The sequence below is a fragment of the Nesterenkonia cremea genome, from assembly GCF_014642675.1.
GTDB classification, from domain to species: Bacteria; Actinomycetota; Actinomycetes; order Actinomycetales; family Micrococcaceae; genus Nesterenkonia; species Nesterenkonia cremea.
In genome coordinates this window covers 181,466-198,200 of the sequence record NZ_BMIS01000001.1, presented here as the reverse complement: position 1 = coordinate 198,200, position 16,735 = coordinate 181,466, and the positions used below count along the sequence as shown (strand labels likewise).

Annotated in this window: 16 protein-coding genes; 8 read left to right on the top strand and 8 right to left on the bottom strand. The window is 68.0% G+C overall.

Features of this window, described 5'->3' with window-relative positions; all coding sequences use genetic code 11:
- Window positions 1-70: 70 nt before the first annotated feature.
- Window positions 71-886 (bottom strand): triose-phosphate isomerase, encoded by an 816-nt coding sequence (locus tag IEW85_RS00925; protein WP_188682099.1) that lies wholly within the window; start codon window positions 884-886, stop codon window positions 71-73.
- Between the two features lie 29 nt (window positions 887-915).
- Window positions 916-2,649 (bottom strand): dihydroxyacetone kinase family protein, encoded by a 1,734-nt coding sequence (locus tag IEW85_RS00920; protein ID WP_188682098.1) that lies wholly within the window; start codon window positions 2,647-2,649, stop codon window positions 916-918.
- Between the two features lie 178 nt (window positions 2,650-2,827).
- Between IEW85_RS00920 and IEW85_RS00915 the strand changes: the two genes are divergently transcribed.
- The 6 genes from IEW85_RS00915 (at window position 2,828) to IEW85_RS00890 (ending at window position 8,232) form a co-directional block, all read left to right on the top strand.
- On the top strand, window positions 2,828-3,805 hold the full coding sequence (locus IEW85_RS00915; RefSeq protein WP_229658687.1) for a sugar-binding transcriptional regulator: 978 nt from the start codon (window positions 2,828-2,830) through the stop codon (window positions 3,803-3,805).
- A gap of 96 nt (window positions 3,806-3,901) precedes the next feature.
- The gene (locus IEW85_RS00910; protein WP_188682097.1) at window positions 3,902-4,390 is read left to right on the top strand and encodes a Dps family protein; all 489 of its coding nucleotides are present in this window, start codon (window positions 3,902-3,904) and stop codon (window positions 4,388-4,390) included.
- A gap of 253 nt (window positions 4,391-4,643) precedes the next feature.
- A complete protein-coding gene (locus IEW85_RS00905; RefSeq protein ID WP_188682096.1) occupies window positions 4,644-5,792 on the top strand; it encodes a zinc-binding dehydrogenase in 1,149 nt (382 codons plus the stop codon).
- Window positions 5,793-5,828: 36 nt separating this feature from the next.
- A complete protein-coding gene (locus IEW85_RS00900) occupies window positions 5,829-6,299 on the top strand; it encodes a ribose-5-phosphate isomerase (protein ID WP_188682095.1) in 471 nt (156 codons plus the stop codon).
- 17 nt (window positions 6,300-6,316) lie between these two features.
- Entirely contained in the window at window positions 6,317-7,066 is a 750-nt protein-coding gene (locus IEW85_RS00895) for a GolD/DthD family dehydrogenase (protein ID WP_188682094.1), read from the top strand.
- A 137-nt stretch (window positions 7,067-7,203) separates the two neighbouring features.
- Window positions 7,204-8,232 (top strand): putative endonuclease domain-containing protein, encoded by a 1,029-nt coding sequence (locus tag IEW85_RS00890; RefSeq protein WP_188682093.1) that lies wholly within the window; start codon window positions 7,204-7,206, stop codon window positions 8,230-8,232.
- Window positions 8,233-8,339: 107 nt separating this feature from the next.
- On the opposite strand, the gene serS is transcribed toward IEW85_RS00890, so the two are convergent.
- Together serS and IEW85_RS00880 are read right to left on the bottom strand one after the other, a co-directional pair.
- On the bottom strand, window positions 8,340-9,629 hold the full coding sequence (gene serS / locus IEW85_RS00885) for a serine--tRNA ligase (RefSeq protein WP_188682092.1): 1,290 nt from the start codon (window positions 9,627-9,629) through the stop codon (window positions 8,340-8,342).
- Between the two features lie 133 nt (window positions 9,630-9,762).
- Complete coding sequence (locus tag IEW85_RS00880) at window positions 9,763-11,079, bottom strand: endo-1,4-beta-xylanase (RefSeq protein WP_229658686.1); 1,317 nt, start codon at window positions 11,077-11,079, stop codon at window positions 9,763-9,765.
- A gap of 192 nt (window positions 11,080-11,271) precedes the next feature.
- Between IEW85_RS00880 and IEW85_RS00875 the strand changes: the two genes are divergently transcribed.
- Window positions 11,272-12,402 (top strand): diacylglycerol/lipid kinase family protein, encoded by a 1,131-nt coding sequence (locus IEW85_RS00875; RefSeq protein ID WP_188682090.1) that lies wholly within the window; start codon window positions 11,272-11,274, stop codon window positions 12,400-12,402.
- A gap of 32 nt (window positions 12,403-12,434) precedes the next feature.
- Here the strand turns inward: IEW85_RS00875 and pheA are convergent, their stop codons facing one another.
- Window positions 12,435-13,352: a prephenate dehydratase gene (pheA, locus tag IEW85_RS00870; protein ID WP_188682089.1), complete on the bottom strand. Its 918-nt coding sequence runs from the start codon at window positions 13,350-13,352 to the stop codon at window positions 12,435-12,437.
- Window positions 13,349-13,678: a rhodanese-like domain-containing protein gene (locus tag IEW85_RS00865; protein WP_188682088.1), complete on the bottom strand. Its 330-nt coding sequence runs from the start codon at window positions 13,676-13,678 to the stop codon at window positions 13,349-13,351. The genes pheA and IEW85_RS00865 overlap by 4 nt, the downstream gene beginning before the upstream one ends.
- Window positions 13,679-13,763: 85 nt before the next feature.
- Here IEW85_RS00865 and IEW85_RS00860 point away from each other — a divergent pair, with 85 nt between their 5' ends.
- A complete protein-coding gene (locus IEW85_RS00860) occupies window positions 13,764-15,323 on the top strand; it encodes an amidase (protein ID WP_188682087.1) in 1,560 nt (519 codons plus the stop codon).
- 29 nt (window positions 15,324-15,352) lie between these two features.
- On the opposite strand, the gene IEW85_RS00855 is transcribed toward IEW85_RS00860, so the two are convergent.
- Together IEW85_RS00855 and IEW85_RS00850 are read right to left on the bottom strand one after the other, a co-directional pair.
- A complete protein-coding gene (locus IEW85_RS00855) occupies window positions 15,353-15,946 on the bottom strand; it encodes a CueP family metal-binding protein (protein WP_188682086.1) in 594 nt (197 codons plus the stop codon).
- Window positions 15,947-16,036: 90 nt separating this feature from the next.
- Complete coding sequence (locus IEW85_RS00850; protein WP_229658685.1) at window positions 16,037-16,645, bottom strand: DUF305 domain-containing protein; 609 nt, start codon at window positions 16,643-16,645, stop codon at window positions 16,037-16,039.
- Window positions 16,646-16,735 lie beyond the last annotated feature (90 nt).

The window sequence follows — 16,735 nt, the reverse complement described above, 5'->3', positions numbered from 1 at the left end:
GGCATCCGGAGATGAGCTCCGGAGCCGGATGCCACGCAAGAGGAGCGCCGTCCGAACGGCAGAGACGAGGTCAGGCCGTCGCGATCTCCAGGAGGGTGAGGAAGCCCGCCAGATCCCAGGCCGTGCGGCCCACAAAGAGCCCGTCCACATCCTGCATGGCCAACAGATCGGCCGCGTTGTCCACGTTCACCGAGCCGCCGTAGAGCAGACCCGCGACGCTGCCCGCACCACCACTGCCGGCACCTCGAGCGGTCGATCCGCCGAACTCAGCCCGCAGCGCCGCAAAGGGCTCTTCGAGCTCGTGGATCTCGGCCGGCCGCCCGGAGGCGCCGATGGCCCAGATGGGCTCATAGGCCACCAGCACGCGGGCTCGCTGACTGTCGGCGAGCCCCTCCAGGGCCGCACGGGCCTGAGCCAGGATGTGCTCAGCCGATCCGCCGGCGTCGCGCACTTCAGCAGGCTCCCCCACGCACAGCAGGGGCATAGCGCCGTGGCGCAGCGCGGCCTCCACCTTCAGCCGCACCGTGCGGTCACTCTCAGCGAAGTGCTCACGCCGCTCGGAGTGGCCGATCTCGATCATGGTGGCTCCAGCATCCATGGCCTGGGGCACCGAGATCTCTCCGGTCCAGGCGCCCGCGTCCTCCCAGTGGGCGTTCTGAGCGCCCAGCTGCACGCCGCCCTCGCTGTTGGCGTTCTTGCCGAGCTCCTGAGCCACGGCGGCCAACGCGGTATACGGGGGGATCACGAAGGGCTGGACCCCGCCCTCACCGGCGCCGGCGGTGCTCAGCCGCGTGTTCTTCTCCAGCGCAGCGGCCAGCCCGGAGGCGTACTCCCGGGCCTCGGCCAGGGTCTTGTTCATCTTCCAGCTGGTGCCGATCCACCGCATGACGGGCTCTTCCTTGCCTGCTCGGACGGTCAGCTCTTCTGCCCGAGGCGCTGACCGAGCGCCTCCATGAGCAGGGAGAAGGAGATCGCGCCGGGGTCCGGGGTGCCCAGGGACTTCTCGCCCAACACGCGGGAACGGCCCAGGCGTGCGGTCAGATCCGCCGTCTTCTCCGCGGCCTGCTGAGCCTCGACGGCGGCGGAGGTGACGGCGGCAGCCAGGTCCTGGGACTCGCCGAAGCGTGCCTCCAGCGCCTGCGAGAAGGGCACGGCGGCATCGATCATGGTCTTATCTCCCGGCTCGGCGCCGCCCAGACGGCGGACCGCATCCACAGCGTTGAGCAGGGCCTGCATCTTGGCCGGATCGTCTGCGGCAGAGTCGTCGGAGAGCGCTCGGCCTGCCGCAGTGAGTGCCGCACCCCAGAGGGCGCCGGAGGTTCCGCCGGCGGATTCGGCCCAGGCGGTTCCAGCGTGGACCAGCAGGGTCCGAGCCCCAGCACCGCGCTCCAGCGCCCTGCGCCCGGCCTCCACAGCACCGCGACTGCCCAGGGCCATACCCTGACCGTGGTCCCCGTCGCCTGCGATGGCATCGATTCGACCCAGCTCAGCCTCATGCTCAGCGATGACTCCCTCGAAGAGCTCCAGCACGCCCTGCAGATCTGCGGCCAGCTTCTCAGACTCCTGTTGGGCGGCCGGAACGGACTCCTCCCCGGGAGTGAAGAGCTCGGCGCGGGCGGGGATCTCCTTCAGCGGAGTCAGCCCGGAGAAGTCGCCCCGGCGGTAGGCCGGAGTGTCTACCGGAGCGGTCCAGTGGCTCTCCAGCTCCTCATCCAGGAAGACCAAGGTCAGAGAGAGACCAGCCATGTCCAGGCTGGTGACGAACTCGCCCACCTCCGGCTGCACCGGGGTCAGGCCAGAGCCCTCCAGGCGCTCGGCCAGGCGGCCGTAGACCACGAAGAGCTCCTCGTACTTCACCGTCCCGAGACCGTTGAGCAGCACGGCCACACGGCCGCCGCTGCGGTGGGACTCGGGGATCTCCTCGGCGATGCCGTCGAAGAGCAGATCGGCCACCTGGGAGGCGGTGCCCATCGGCAGGTCCTTCACTCCGGGCTCGCCGTGGATTCCCAGGCCCACCCCCATGGTGCCCTCCTCCACGTGGAAGAGCGGCTCCTCTGCGCCGGGCAGGGTGCAGCCGTCGAAGGCGAGGCCGAAGGAGCGGGTGGCGTCGTTGGCCTTCCAGGCCACGCGTTCGGCGTCTTCGATGTCCGCGCCGGCCTCGATGGCCGCACCGGCGATCTTGAACACCGGGAGGTCACCGGCGATGCCGCGGCGGTCACGGTGGTCCTCCAGGGAGTTGGAAGCGATATCGTCGCTGACCTTGATGATGCGGACGTCGATGCCTTCGGCGCGCAGCTTCTCGGCGGCCGCCCCGAAGTGCAGGACGTCGCCGGCGTAGTTGCCGAAGCCCATGACCACGCCACCACCGTTCTCAGCGCTCTTAGCCACCGAATAGACCTGGGAGGCCGAGGGCGAGGAGAAGATGTTGCCGCAGGGGGCGCCGTGGCCCATGCCCGGCCCCACCCATCCGGCGAAGGCCGGGTAGTGCCCGGAGCCGCCGCCGATGACCAGCGCAGGCTGACCCTTCGGCGTCTCAGTGGAGCGTACGACGCCGCCGTGGACAGCAGTCACATACTGGGGGTTGGCGGCCGCGAAACCCTGGACGGCCTCATGAGCGAAGTCGGATGCGGAATTGATCAGGTAGGTCATTGCTGTCCTCGTCGACGTTGTGACTACGGGCGGCGACTCACCGCACGTATGTGCTGTGACATTTGTGCTGAGCTTAGCCTAAGGCAGAATGAGTGATCAGCACCACTCAACGGCGAGCATAGGCCACGCCAGGGGCACAGGCCCCGGATACGATGGCCCGATGGAGGCAGGCGACACGATGGACAGAACCGACGAGGCCACAGAGGCCACCGGCTCCACCGAACTCGAGCGGCTCTACCGCGCCGCGCAGCTCTACTACGAGCAGGGAGCCACCCAGGCTGAGGTCGCCGAACAGCTGCAGGTCTCGCGCCCCTCCATCAGTCGCATGCTCTCCGAGGCCCGGGCCCAAGGGATTGTGGAGATCCGTGTGCACCGCCCGGCCTCGAGCGGCATGGACGAACTGCGCGACCGCATCCAGGACAAGCTCCAGCTCAGCGCCGTGCACCTGGCCCCGGGCGATCAGTCCCAGCGGGCCGGCATGGGGCTGGCCGCACTGACTCGCCAAGCACTGGCCGCAGCTGAGCTCAATGCCGGCGACGTCCTGCTGCTCGCCTCCGGGGAGACCACCTACGCACTGGCCCAGCAGCGTCTGGGTGACTTCTCAGGAGTCGTCGTCGCCCCCACGGTGGGCGGGCAGGCCGAACCGGACGCCTGGCACCAGACCAATGAGGTGGTCCGCGCCTTCGCCGCCACCTCCGGCGGCTATCCGCACTACCTCTTCGCCCCCTCCATGCCCTCGGACGCGCTGCTGTCCGCGCTGCAGGACGATCCGGGCTATCGACAGATCGTCGATGACTGGAACGCCGCGAAGGTGGCGCTGGTCGGCGTCGGGGCTCCGCCGCTGTCCCGCCAGTCCATCGCGCGGTCGGTGCCGCGCGATCACCCCAATCTGGCCAAGGCGGTGGGTGATGTCTGCCTGGCCTTCTACGACGACGCCGGCGATGAGGTGACCTTCCCCGGCAACGACCGCATGGTGCGCATCCCCGGGGGGACACTGCGCGCTGTGCCGCTGCGGATCGCCGCCGCCGTGGGACCGCATAAGGCGCCGAGCATCATCGCCGCCGCGCGGACCCGCTGGTTCAACACGCTGGTGACCGATGAGGCCACGGCCCGTGCCATCGACCGGAGCCTGAGCACCGCCATCACAGCGACCTGAGGTCAGCCTCATCTTCCTGGCGCGACTTGTTCTGAGTTACTAAGATCTGGACTGTTGGCATACGCCAGCATCCGTTCACATGAAGGAGTGTTCGTCATGGCTCAGAAGTACTCCGAATACACCGTCCCCGGCATCGGCCAGGAGAACGGCCACGAGATCGCCGGCCTGCTCCAAGGCCGCCTCCACGCACTCAACGACCTCCAGCTGGTGCTCAAGCACGTGCACTGGAACGTGGTGGGCCCCAACTTCATCGCGGTCCACGAGATGCTCGACCCCCAGACTGAGACCGTCCGCGGCCTCGTCGACGAACTGGCCGAGCGGATCGCCACTCTGGGCGGCAGCCCCAGCGGACTGACCGGCGAGCTGGTCTCCGCGCGCAGCTGGGAGGACTACCCGTTGCACAAGGCCGGAGTGCAGGAGCACCTGGCCGAGCTGGAGAAGGTCTACACCGGCGTCGTGGAGGATCACCGCGACGTGCTCAGCAAGGTCGGCCAGATCGACCCGATCACTGAGGACCTGCTGATCGGACAGGTCAAGGAGCTCGAGCTCTTCCAGTGGTTCATCCGTTCCCACCTGGAGCGCTGAGCATCCGCTGATCCACTTCGCCTGATCCACCGCACCTGGGGCCCGACGCCGACACTGACGGCGTCGGGCCCCAGGTGCATCTCCACCGGATCAGCCGGTGCACATCTGTGCATTGACACACGTTCTGCTCGAGCTAGCATGGAAACGCGTGACGTACCCCATATGAGCCCACTGCACCTGCTCAGATGCCTACCACAGGGACGTCTCGGCCGAGCCGATGAGGGCGCGGCCGGTCCGATCAGAGGAGAGCCCCATGACCACCACCGACGCACAGACATCGGCAGAGCTGCCGAGCACTATGCGGGCCGTCGTCGTCCACGGCCCCGAGGACTACCGACTCGAAGAGCGGCCAGTTCCCACCCCGGGCCCCGGCGAGCTGCTGCTGCGCACCGACGCCGTCGGCGTCTGCGCCTCAGACCTGAAGTGCTACCACGGTGCCGAGAAGTTCTGGGGCGGCGAGTATAATGAGGCCTGGGCGGAGAAGAACCGCATCCCTGGCCATGAGTTCGTCGGCACCATCGTCGCCGCCGGCGAGGGCGCTCTGCAGGCCCGCGGCGCGGAGCTGGGCCAGCGCCTGGCATGCGAGCAGATCGTTCCCTGCTGGGACTGCCTGTACTGCAGCCGCGGCGGCTACTGGATGTGCGAGCCTCACGACATGTTCGGCTTCAAAGGCTTCGACGGCGCCATGGCCGAGTACGTGCTGGTGCCCGAGCGCGCCCTGACCCACCTGGTCTCCCCCGAGCTGCCCGGCCAGCACGCCGCATTCTCCGAGCCGCTCTCCTGCGCCCTGCACGCCGTGGAGCGCGGGAACATCCAGTTCGAGGACACGGTGGTCATCGCCGGCGCCGGACCGATCGGTCTGTCCGCCATCGCAGGCGTGCGCCAGAAGAACCCCCTGCGCGTGATCGCCCTGGACATGGTGGACGAGAAGCTGGAGCTGGCCAAGGCCTGCGGCGCGGACATCACCATCAACATCGCCGAGGAGAACGCCGAGGCCAAGATCAAGGAGCTGACCGGCGGCTACGGCGCCGATGTCTACATCGAGGCCACCGGCCACCCCTCGGCCGTCCAGCAGGGCCTGAACCTGCTGCGCAAGCTCGGCCGGTTCGTAGAGTACTCCGTGTTCAAGGACAAGGCCTCGGTGGACTGGTCGATCATCTCCGATGACAAGGAGCTCGACGTCCTGGGCGCCCACCTGGGTCCGCACTGCTGGCCCGCGGCGATCAAGCTGATCGAGGACGGCAAACTGCCGATGGACGAAGTCTGCACCCACCAGTTCCCGCTGGAGCGCTTCCAAGAGGCCCTCGACCTGGTGGGCGACTCCTCCGGAGGCTCCGTGAAGGTCTCCATCCTGCCCAACGGCCCCATCCCCGATGGCACGGCGAACAACCTGGCCGCATAGGCCCCAGCACCCATCCCTGAATTCGAAGGAGAGCATATGAGCAAGCTCCGCATCGTGGTCGGCGGCGACGAGGCCGGCTACGGGTACAAGGAAGCGCTGAAGGAAGACCTGCAGGCCGATGACCGCGTGGAGTCGGTGACCGACGTCGGCGTCGGCGATGCTGCGGATGACACCGCCTACCCCAATGTGGCCGTGGCCGCCGCGGAGAAGGTGGCGGCCGGCGAGGCCGACCGCGCACTGCTGATCTGCGGCACCGGCCTGGGTGTGGCGATCTCCGCCAACAAGGTCGAGGGCGTGCGGGCGGTCACCGCTCACGACGCCTACTCGGTGGAGCGCTCCATCCTGTCCAACGACGCCCAGGTGCTGTGCATGGGCCAGCGCGTGATCGGCCTCGAGCTGGCGCGCAAACTGGTGGGCGAGTGGCTCAGCCACGAGTTCGACACCTCCAGCGCCTCAGCTGAGAAGGTCGCCGCGATCACCAAGTACGAGCAGACCGGCAGCTGCTGATGAACGGCGGGGCCGGCATGTTCGACCTGAGCGGCCGCGTCGCGATGATCACCGGCGGGGCCTCCGGGCTGGGCGAGGCCATCGCGCATGGCCTGGCCCAGCAGGGGGCCGCCGTGGTGCTGGCAGACCGCGACGCCGACCGGCTGCAGAAGGTCTCCGCGGACCTTCAGCAGGCCGGTGCTCAGGTCAGCACTGTGGAGCTGGATGTCACTGACCGGGGCGGCGTGGACCGCGCCGTGACCGGCGTTGCGGAGGACCAGGGCTGCCTGGACATCCTGGTGAACTCGGCCGGCGTCGTGGCGCTGGATCCGGTGGAGCAGCTGCCCGATGAGGCATGGGACCGGACGCTGGAGATCAACCTCAGCGGGACCTTCGCGGTGTGCCGCGCCGCCGGTGCGCAGATGAAGGCGCAGCAGCACGGGCGGATCATCAACATCGCCTCGCAGGCCGCGCATGTGGCCCTGGAGCACCATGCGGCCTACAGCGCCTCCAAGTCAGGGCTGTTCGGCCTGACCACCTCGCTGGCCCGGGAGCTGGGGCCCTACGGGGTCACGGCCAACACGATCTCACCCACTGTGGTGATGACTGAGCTGGGCAAGAAGGCCTGGGCCGACCCGCACGGCGATGCTCATAAGGCTGAGATCCCTGCGCGGCGCTTCGCCGAACCGGAGGAGATCGCCGCGACGGCGGTGTTCCTCGCCTCGAAGGAGGCCGCAATGGTCAACGGCGCCGACCTCCGTGTGGACGGCGGCTTCACCATCGTGTGATCCCTTGAAAGGCGATTCGAGCGGGGTTTTGGCCTTTATGAGCGGAATTTCCCCGTCAAAAGGGCCAAAACCCCGCTCGAATCCCGGAGCTGTGGATAACCTCTGCAGGTCTTCCGAGGAACCGGCAGGGTGGTCTCATGAAGACTCCCGCTCCCCTGCCGCCTCAGCTGCACGGCCGCGTCTTCAGCTCGGCCCAGGCCCGGGAGTTCGGCATCCCACCTAAGCGGCTTCGCGCTCGGGACATCCGGAGCATCGGCTGGGGACTTCATCAGCACGTCCCCCTCACCGCAGGAAGCCACAGCCCCGACGCCGGCGCGCTGCTGACGCCCTTCTACTCCGGACCGAACCTGGAGACTCACTACTCACCGCCTCCGGGACTCACCCACGATCGGCTCGCACTGCTCACAGCCCTGAGATCACAGCTCGACGACGGCGCCCGCTTCAGCCACGGCACGGCGGCACAGCGGCTCGGCCTCCCCCTTCCCCCGCGGCTGCAGCGCAGGGTCAAGGCCGGAGAGATCGAGATCAGCCGACCTCGTATGACCTCCGCTGAACGGCTGCGGGGCCTGAGGTGTCACCGCGCGACGCCGGGGATAGAGGAGACGGGGAGTGTGCTCGGGCTTCCGATCAGCCGACCCGGCAGGGTACTGATCGATCTGATGCCTCAGCTGAGACGCAATGAGCTGGTCGCTCTCGGTGATCAGCTCATCCGCACGCCTCAGCAGGGCTTGAGTCTGAGAACTCAGCCGTGGGAGAGCATCGAATCCCTGACCGCAGTGGTGAGACGGCACCCCTCGACCGACGGGATCGTGGCCGCCCGCGAGGCTCTCGACCTGATCCGAGACGGAGCCGACTCCCCTCCGGAGACTGCGCTGCGCCTAGCCCTGCTGGATGAAGGACTTCCGGAACCCCAGCTCCAACTGGCCCCGTCGCCGGGAAGCCCCTGGAGCGGTGACATGGGGTGGGAGCAGATCAAGCTGGTGATCCAATACGAAGGGGCGCACCATTTCGACGCCACGCAGCAGGCGTCCGACGGCCAGCGGGACCACGCCTTCCGCCGGGACGAATGGACAGTGCTGCACACCAATGCCGTGGATCAGCGTCAAGGATTCCCGCTCATCCGCCGTCGTGCGCGGTTCGAGCTCGGCCAGGCGGGCCTCCTCTGATGCTCTGAACCCTCCCCCACAGGTGATTCGAGCGGGGTTTTAGCCTTTATGACGGTGAAAATCCGCCCATAAGGGCCAAAACCCCGCTCGAATCGCATCAGAAAACTTCAGGCGAGAGGCTCGAGGACCTCCAGGCCGCCCATGTAGGGGCGCAGCGCCTCGGGCACGCGCACCGAGCCGTCGGCCTGCTGGTGGTTCTCCAGGATCGCCACCAGCCAGCGGGTGGTCGCCAAGGTTCCGTTGAGCGTGGCCACCGGGCGGGTCGGCCCCTTGGAGCCGTCCTCCTTCACGGTGCGCTCACGGATGTTCAGGCGCCGGGCCTGGAACGTGGTGCAGTCTGAGGTGGAGGTCAGCTCGCGGTAGGTGTCCTGCGAGGGCACCCAACCTTCGCAGTCGAACTTTCGGGCCGCGCTCATGCCGAGGTCGCCGGCCGCGATGTCCACCACCCGGTAGGGCAGCTCCATCTTCCTGAGCATCTCCTCCTCCCAGGCCAGGAGCTTCTCGTGCTCAGCGGCCGAGTCCTCCTGGGAGCAGTAGACGAACATCTCGAGCTTGTTGAACTGGTGGACGCGCAGGATTCCGCGGGTGTCCTTGCCGTGGGAGCCGGCCTCACGGCGGTAGCAGGTGGACCAGCCCGCTATGCGCTCTGCGCGCTCACCGAGGTCCACGATCTCATCAGAGTGGTACCCGGCGATGGCCACCTCAGAGGTACCCACCAGGTACAGGTCGTCGCGCTCGAGGCGGTAGATCTCGTCGTCGTGCTCGACGTCGAAGCCGGTGCCCTGCATCGTCTCCGGACGGACCAGCGTCGGGGTGATCATCGGGGTGAATCCGGCCTGCAGCGCCTGGTCCATGCCCATCTGCATCATCGCCAGCTCCAGGCGAGCGCCCACACCCTTGAGGAAGTAGAACCGGGCGCCGGAGACCTTGGCCCCGCGCTCCATGTCCACAGCACCGAGCGACTCAGCCAGCTCCAGATGATCCTTGGGCTCGAAACCCTCAGCGGAGAAGTCCCGCGGGGATCCCTCCTCCCGCAGCACGACGAAGTCGTCTTCGCCGCCGGAGGGAACGCCCTCATGGATGGGGTTGGGGATGCGCCGCTGCAGGGAGCGGAGCTGCTCCTCGGCCTCGTTGGAGGCGGCCTCGGCCTCCTTGACCTGGTTGGCCAGGTCCTTCACCTCGTCGAGGAGCTTCTGCTTCTCGTCACCCTGGGCCTGGGCCACCTTCTTCCCGAAGGCCTTCTGCTCGGCGCGCAGCGTCTCGAAGCGGGTGATCGCCGCACTGCGAGACTCCTGAGCGGAGATCACCTGATCCACCAGCGATTCATCCGCCTGCCGGGCGCGCTGGCTGGCCTTGTACTTCTCGGGGTTCTCGATGAGGTCCTTGATGTCGATCACGGGCACCAGCCTATCCCGCTTCTGGCCCGAACGCCCGTGCACCAACTCAGCACGACGGCGGCGGCGCCGCCTGATCTCCAGGCCGGCACCACCGCCGTGGTCACCTCAGCATCCGAGGTTCAGCGTCAGCTCCTCAGACTCCGACGCCGTACTCCTCCAGGATGCCGCGGCACTCCTCGAAGGCCTCGTCGTCGGCCCAGACGTCCTCGCCTTCGGTGTGCTCCACGAGGACCTGCTGGTTGATGCAGTAGTGGGGCTTGCGCTCATAGTCGCCCTCGTAGAGCGCGGCATCGCCCTCGCCCTCGAAGGTGCCGGGGATCCAGCTGTGCTCATCGAGGCTGCCCCAGATGGTGTAGGAGTTGCAGGAGGCCAGTTCCAGGCAGGACTCCAGCACTGCGCCGTAGCGCTCGGCGGCGCCGGCACGGTCCTCATCTGACATCCGGCCTTCCTCGGTGAGCTCGCCGCGGACGTCGATCTCGGTCACTGCGGTCTCCAGGCCTAGGTCCTCGAAGCGCTGCAGGTTCGCCTGATAGTCCTCCGGGTCGAAGTCGTACTGCATGGACAGGTGGGTCTGGCTGCCGAAGCCGTGGACCGGAACGCCGCGGTCCGACTGCTCCTGGATCAGCTCGTAGTAGGCGTCGGACTTCGCGTTGGTGCCGTCCACGGCGTAGTCGTTGTAGAACAGCAGCGCGTCCGGGTCCTCCTCATGGGCCCATTCGAAGACGTCGTCGAGGATCTCTGGCCCGAGTTCGCGGATCCACAGGTTTCCGCTCTCCTCATAGGAGCCGTCGCGAAGCTGCGGCTCCTCCTCATCGTCGAAGACCTCGTTGACCACGTCCCACTGCTGGATGCAGCCGGCGTAGCGGGAGACCACGGTGCGCACGTGCTCCTCGAGCATGTCGCGCAGCTCCTCCTGGGTGTACTCGCCGGCTTCCACGGACTCCTCGAGCCATTCCGGGTTCTGCGAGTGCCAGAACAGCGCGTGGCCACGCATGTTCATACCGTGCTCCTGGGCGAACTCGACGACGGCGTCGGTCTCCTCGAAGTGGAAGTCTCCCCACTCATCGGGGTGGATGAACTCCCACTTCATATAGTTCTCGTGGGTGAGCGAGGTGAACTCCTCGGCCAGATGCTCGCGGTACTCTTCGTCATCCGGGAACGGGTCCGGGTACTCCTCATCCTCATGGTGACCGCCGCCGGCCGCGACGTTGCCGACCTTCAGATCAGCCTCCTGGGCGAAGTGGCCCAGCGAGTCGCGAGCGTACTCGTGGTCGACCTGCTCATCCGGGGCGAACTGGCAGGTCGGCTCCGAAGCTTCGACCTCCTCGCCCGCCTGGTCTTCAGGCTGCTCATCGGCCTCTGCGTCGGCCTCTTCTCCGGCGCAGCTGACCAGCAGCAGGGCTCCGACACCCAAGGCAGCGGCAGCGCGAGAACGGCGGGGGAATGACATGACTCTCCTCAGGGTGCGACTCGATGTGATCTGCGTCATACATTTTGTCTTCCCGCAAGACTAAAAAGTTCAGCGAAGAGTGTCAAGGATCACGCCCAGAAGAAGGTTCAGGTCAGCGCGGCGAACGCGCACTCTCTCGCTCACCCACTGCATACAGGTGCGCCCCAGGCAGAGCTGGATAGACTGACCGGGATGGATACGACCACGCTGACCTGGGTACTGGGGCTCTCCGCAGCAGTGAATGTGCTGCTGATCGTCCTCGTTCTGCGCAGCTCGACCGTCTCCCGGCGCCTCCGCGCCGAAGCCGCAGAGCTCAACCACGCCCTGGAGGTCGAGACCTCCGTGGCCGGTCACGCCAAGCCTCCCCATCAGCGGCTGATCGCTGTGGTCATCAATGTGACCAAGGACGACGCCGATGAGGCGGTCCGACTGATCCACTCCGCCTGCTCCCGCGCAGGCATGCCCGCCCCGGTGGTCATGGCCAGCTCCGCCGAGGATCCCGGCTATGTGATGACCCGGCGCGCACTGGAACAGGGCGCCGACGTCGTCATCGCCGCCGGCGGAGACGGGACCGTGCGTGCCGTGGCCGCCGAGCTGGCCGGCACCGACACCGCCCTGGGCGTGCTGCCGCTGGGCACCGGCAACCTCTTCGCACGGAACATCGGACTGCCCTACTCGCAGCTGGAGACCTGCGTGGATGAGGCCATCCACGGCATGGGCCACCGCGTGGACACGCTGGACCTCATCCTGGACCGCGCCGACGGCACCAGCGATGAGGAGACCTCCCTGGTCATCGCCGGCGGAGGCCTCGACGCCGAGGTCATGGGCGACACCCGCGAGGCCCTGAAGCAGCGCGCCGGCTGGCTGGCCTACGGGGAGGCCGGACTGCGCCACGTCACCGGCAAACCGCGCAGCATCACCGTGACCCTGGACGACGGCAGCCCGGAGACCTACCGGGTCCGCTCGGTGCTGATGGCCAACTGCGGATCACTGCAGGCTGGGATGGTGCTGGTGCCCTCAGCCCGGTTCGACGACGGCAAGCTCGACGCCGTCCTCTTCAGCCCCCGCCACGTGGTGGACTGGGCAAAGATCATCACCAAGACCATCGCCCGGTTCAAGGCCGAGATCCCGGTCATGAAGGTTCGTCAGGCGGAGCAGACCGTGGTCAGCATGGCGGAGCCCATGCCCTTCCAGATCGACGGCGACGCCGTCGGGAAGGTGGTGCGCGTGAGCACCACCGTGCGGCCGGCGTCCTTGGTGGTCAACGGGGTCAGCACCACCCACGCCAGCCAGGGCGCCGTCCTCACCGTCACCGAGGACTGAACCCGCCCGACGCCGGCTGCCGGCCACAGGCCTCAGCGCCGCAGCGACTCAATCCACGCGCGGGCCGCCGAGAAGGCGGCGTCGCTGACGTCCTGGGTGACCTGCTGGGGCTTGCGGTCGGCGCGCGGGTAGGAGCCGAGGAAGCGGATCTTCGGGGAGACCCGGTGAATGCCGGTCAAGGCATCGGCTACGCGGGACTCCTTGATGTGGCCCTCCAGGTCCATGGAGAAGAAGTAGTCGCCCATCCCGTTGCCCGTGGGCCGGGACTCGATGCGGCAGATGTTCACCCCGCGGGTGGAGAAGTGCTCCAGGATCTCCATGAGCGCACCCGGGCGGTCCTCCGGCAGAGGGACCATCACCGTGGTCTTATCCGCCTCGGTCATCTCCGGTGTGGGCCCGGGCTTGGTGACCAGCACGAAACGCGTCACCGCCCCGGAGACATCCTCGATCCCGGAGGCGATCACGTGCAGGCCCAGCTGCTCAGCCACCAGCGGCGAAGAGATCGCGGCGTCCGCCACCGGGTTCTCGGCCAGCAACCCCTGCGCCCCGGCCGCCGTGGAGGAGGCGGGGATGTACTCGGCATGTGGGACCGTCACCTCAGCCCAACGGCGCACCTGCGCCCAGGCGTGAGAATGGGTGGCCAGCGAGCTGATCGCGCTCAGCGGCATCGGCTCCCGGGAGGCCACCACAAAGGTGATCGGCACCAGAGATTCGCCCACGATGTGCAGGTTGTGGGCCACGGAGACGGCGTCGAGGGTGGCGGTGACCCCGCCCTCCACCGAGTTCTCGATGGGCACCATGGCACCGTCCACCGAACCCTCCTCCACCATGGTCAGCGCGGAGAGCACCGAGGACGCGGGCACCCGCTCGGCCTCTTCGGCCCCAGGGAGCTGCAGCAGGGCAGCCTCAGTGAAGGTGCCCGAGGGGCCCAGGAAGGAATAGCGGGTCATATGACTTTGGGCTCCTGGCCGGTGGAGGACTCCAGCGGGCGGCCGGCCTCAAGCCAGCCGTCCATACCGTCTCCCACGAAGACCGCGGAATAGCCCTGACCGGTCAGCCACTGAGTGATCTGGACGGCGCGGCCGCCGGTGCGGCAGATGACGTAGTAGTCCTCGTCCGGGTCCAGCTCGTCCTCAAAACGTGTGGGGATCTCCTCCACCGGGATGTGCAGCGCACCGGGGGCATGGCCCTCGGTGAACTCGTAGTCCTCACGGACGTCCAGCAGCTGGGCGCTCTCAGGCACCGCCGCCGCGCGGACCGTCTCGAAGTCCGACATCCAGCACCTCCTGCATCTCACGGAGAATCCGACTCTGCGGATCAAGACTATCGCTTGTCCGCGCGCGCCTGCATAGGGTTGGCATATGGAGCCGTTCGCCGATGCACCCGCCCCGGACCCGGATCACACCACCGACACCACGCTCACCGATTTCCGCGCCGCCACCGCCGCCCATTGGCGCACGGCCTTCCTCGAGGGAGACGTCACCGCTGTGGAGCTGGCCACCACGGCGCTGACCGCGGCCTCCGCCCACTCCTCCTTGGGTGCCTTCCTCCACCTCGACGCCGACTACGCGCTGGCCCGCGCCGCAGAGACCGACGCCGTGCGCACCACGATGGTCGGCGCCTCCTCCGGCGAGGACCGGGACGCCGCACTGAGCCGGCTCTCCACCCGCTCCCCGCTGCTGGGTCTGCCCACTGCGTTCAAGGACCTGGTGGATGTGGCCGGGATGCCCACGACCCGGGGCACCGCCGCGCTGCCTCCAGCCGTAGCGGCCAAGGACCACGGGCTGGCCCGCCGGCTGCACGGCGCCGGGGCGATCAGCGTGGGCAAGACCCAGGTGCCCGAGTTCGGCCTGCCCTGCTATTCGGAGAACCAGATCGCCGAGCCCTCCCGGAACCCGCTGGACCCGGACCGGACCTCCGGCGGCTCCACCGGAGGCGGGGCTGCGGCCGTAGCCTCCGGCATGCTGCCCCTGGCTCCAGGGACCGACGGCGGCGGGTCGGTGCGGATCCCCGCGGCCGCCTGCGGCCTGGTGGGGCTGAAGCCCGGGCGCACCCGACTTCCCGACGATGACCGCTCCCCCGCCGCAACCAATCTCCCGGTCTCCGGGCCCATCGCCGACACCGTGGAGGACGCCGCACTGCTCTTCGACGTCATGGCCGGGCACTCCTTCCGCGTTCCGGAGGTCACGGGTTCTGGCAGCCGGAACGGGCCGGGAGGAGCCGGCGTCGTGCTGGCCGAAGGCCCCGCCATGCGGGGGGTGCGCCAGGCTCTGGAGACCGGACTGGCGCCGCTGAACATCGGGGTTACCACGGAGTCGCCGTTCTCTCCGGAGCTGGAGGTCACCCTTCAGGAGGGCGCGGTGACGGCCCTGGAGAAGGGGATCGGCGGACTCGAGCAGGCCGGGCACATCGTCCAAGGCACCTCCCACTGCACCGGCTCGGACCGCTTCTGGCCGGAGGACTATCACCGGCTGTTCCGCGCCCTGTGGACCGCCCGGATGGGCTCCATGGAGTTCCCGCCGGAGCAGGAGGAGAAGCTCGAACCGCTGACCCGGTACTTCCTGGAGCTGGCCAGGAACCGTCCCGGGGCTGAGACGGCCGAGGCCGTCACCCGGATGCAGGACTTCGCAGATTCCGCCGACGAGATCTTCGGGCCCTGGGACGTGCTGCTGACCCCCATGCTCGCCTGGGCTCCGCCGAAGGTCGGCTGGTTCGCCGGGCTGAGCCCCGAGGAGAACTACATCCAACAGTGCCGGTTCACCCCGTACAGCTCCGTGGTCAACGTGCTGGGGCTGCCGGCGATCAACGTGCCCACCCACACCGACGCAGCCGGGCTGAGCTGGTCGGTCCAGATCATCGGGCCCACCGGTTCTGAGGAGATGCTGCTCGCCCTGGCGGCGGTGCTGCGCCGGGAGATGTGAGGGCGGCGTCGGCGGCGCCCGGACCTGATTCAGCTCAGCTGTGAGGTGGTCAGGCAGGTGGGATCACCCTCCCCTGTGGAGAGGGAGGTGGTGGAGGAGAGGCCCTCGTGCTCGATGGTCATCTCGGCGTCGATGTCGCGCGGGAGCCACAGTCCGAAGAACCCGTTGTCATAGGTCTCAAGCGTCTCATCGACGAGGACCTCGCCCGTGCCCTCCTCGGTGACGGTGACGTCGACCTCCTGGTTGTCCAGCTCACCGAGGCAGGTGGTCAGGCTGTGGTAGAAGCAGTCATGGGTCTGATCGATGTACGGGGCGACGGAGACGTAGAACTCGTCCTCGGGCAGCGGCACCGATTCCTCCTGACCCTGCTCATCGGTCACCACGACGGCGTCGGGCTCCACCGAGGCGATGAGGTCTGTGGGCCGCTCCTCCACCGGGGCGGCGTCGAGCTCCTCGGCGAGCTCGCGGCCGGTGAGCCCATCCAGCCCATGGGACTCCAGCACGCCGGGATCGTCGCCGGAGGGGTCGGGCGGGCCATCGGCGGCGCATGCCGTCAGGAGCATCCCCGCTCCCATCAGCCCGGCCACGGCCGCGCGGCGTCGCGCGGTGAGGTTCTGCGTCATGGTTCTCCTGTTCGGTGGGGCGTCGGCGAGGCTCAGGACCCGCACCCGTGCCCTGCCGGACGGGCGGGGCACGAGCCGGGAGACCGGGCGCTAGAGATCGGTGAGCATCTGCTCCATCTCCTCGATCTCTGCGCTCTGATCGTCGATGACGTCCTCCGAGAGCGCCAGGGCCTCCGGATTCTCTCCGGCCTCCAGGTGCTCCTGCGCCGAGGTGACGGCACCCTCGTGGTGGACGATCATCTGCTCCAGGAACAGTCGGGAAGCCTCCGGCCCCTCGGCATCCGCCAGGTCCTCCAGGTCCTGCTCACTCATCATCCCGGCGTGGTCGCCGTGGTCCTCGCCGTGCTCGGCGTGCTCATCATGATCGGCGTGCCCCCACGCCTCCAGCCAGGACTCCATCTCCTGGACCTCCGACTGCTGGGCGGTCCGGATCTCCTGAGCCAGCGCATCGACGTCGGCGTCCACGCGGTCCTTCTCCGCCAGGATCTCCGACATCTCCACTGCCTGCTCATGATGGAGGATCATGCCCGACACATACTCGACGTCGGCCTCGTTGAACTGCTCCTGCGGAGCGGTCGCCGCATCATCCTGCTGAGCGCCGGGATCATCGTCGGCAGGGTCGGATGCTCCGCAGGCGGTCAGCGCCAGGGCGGAGACGAACAGTCCGACCAACGTGACAGCGGGGGCGTTCCTTCTCACAGTGGATCTCCTTCGCATCGGGGAGATCCCAGTCAACTGGACGAACAGGGGCAGTGTCACGCCACAGGCGGCGTCTTGAGAACTCCTTGA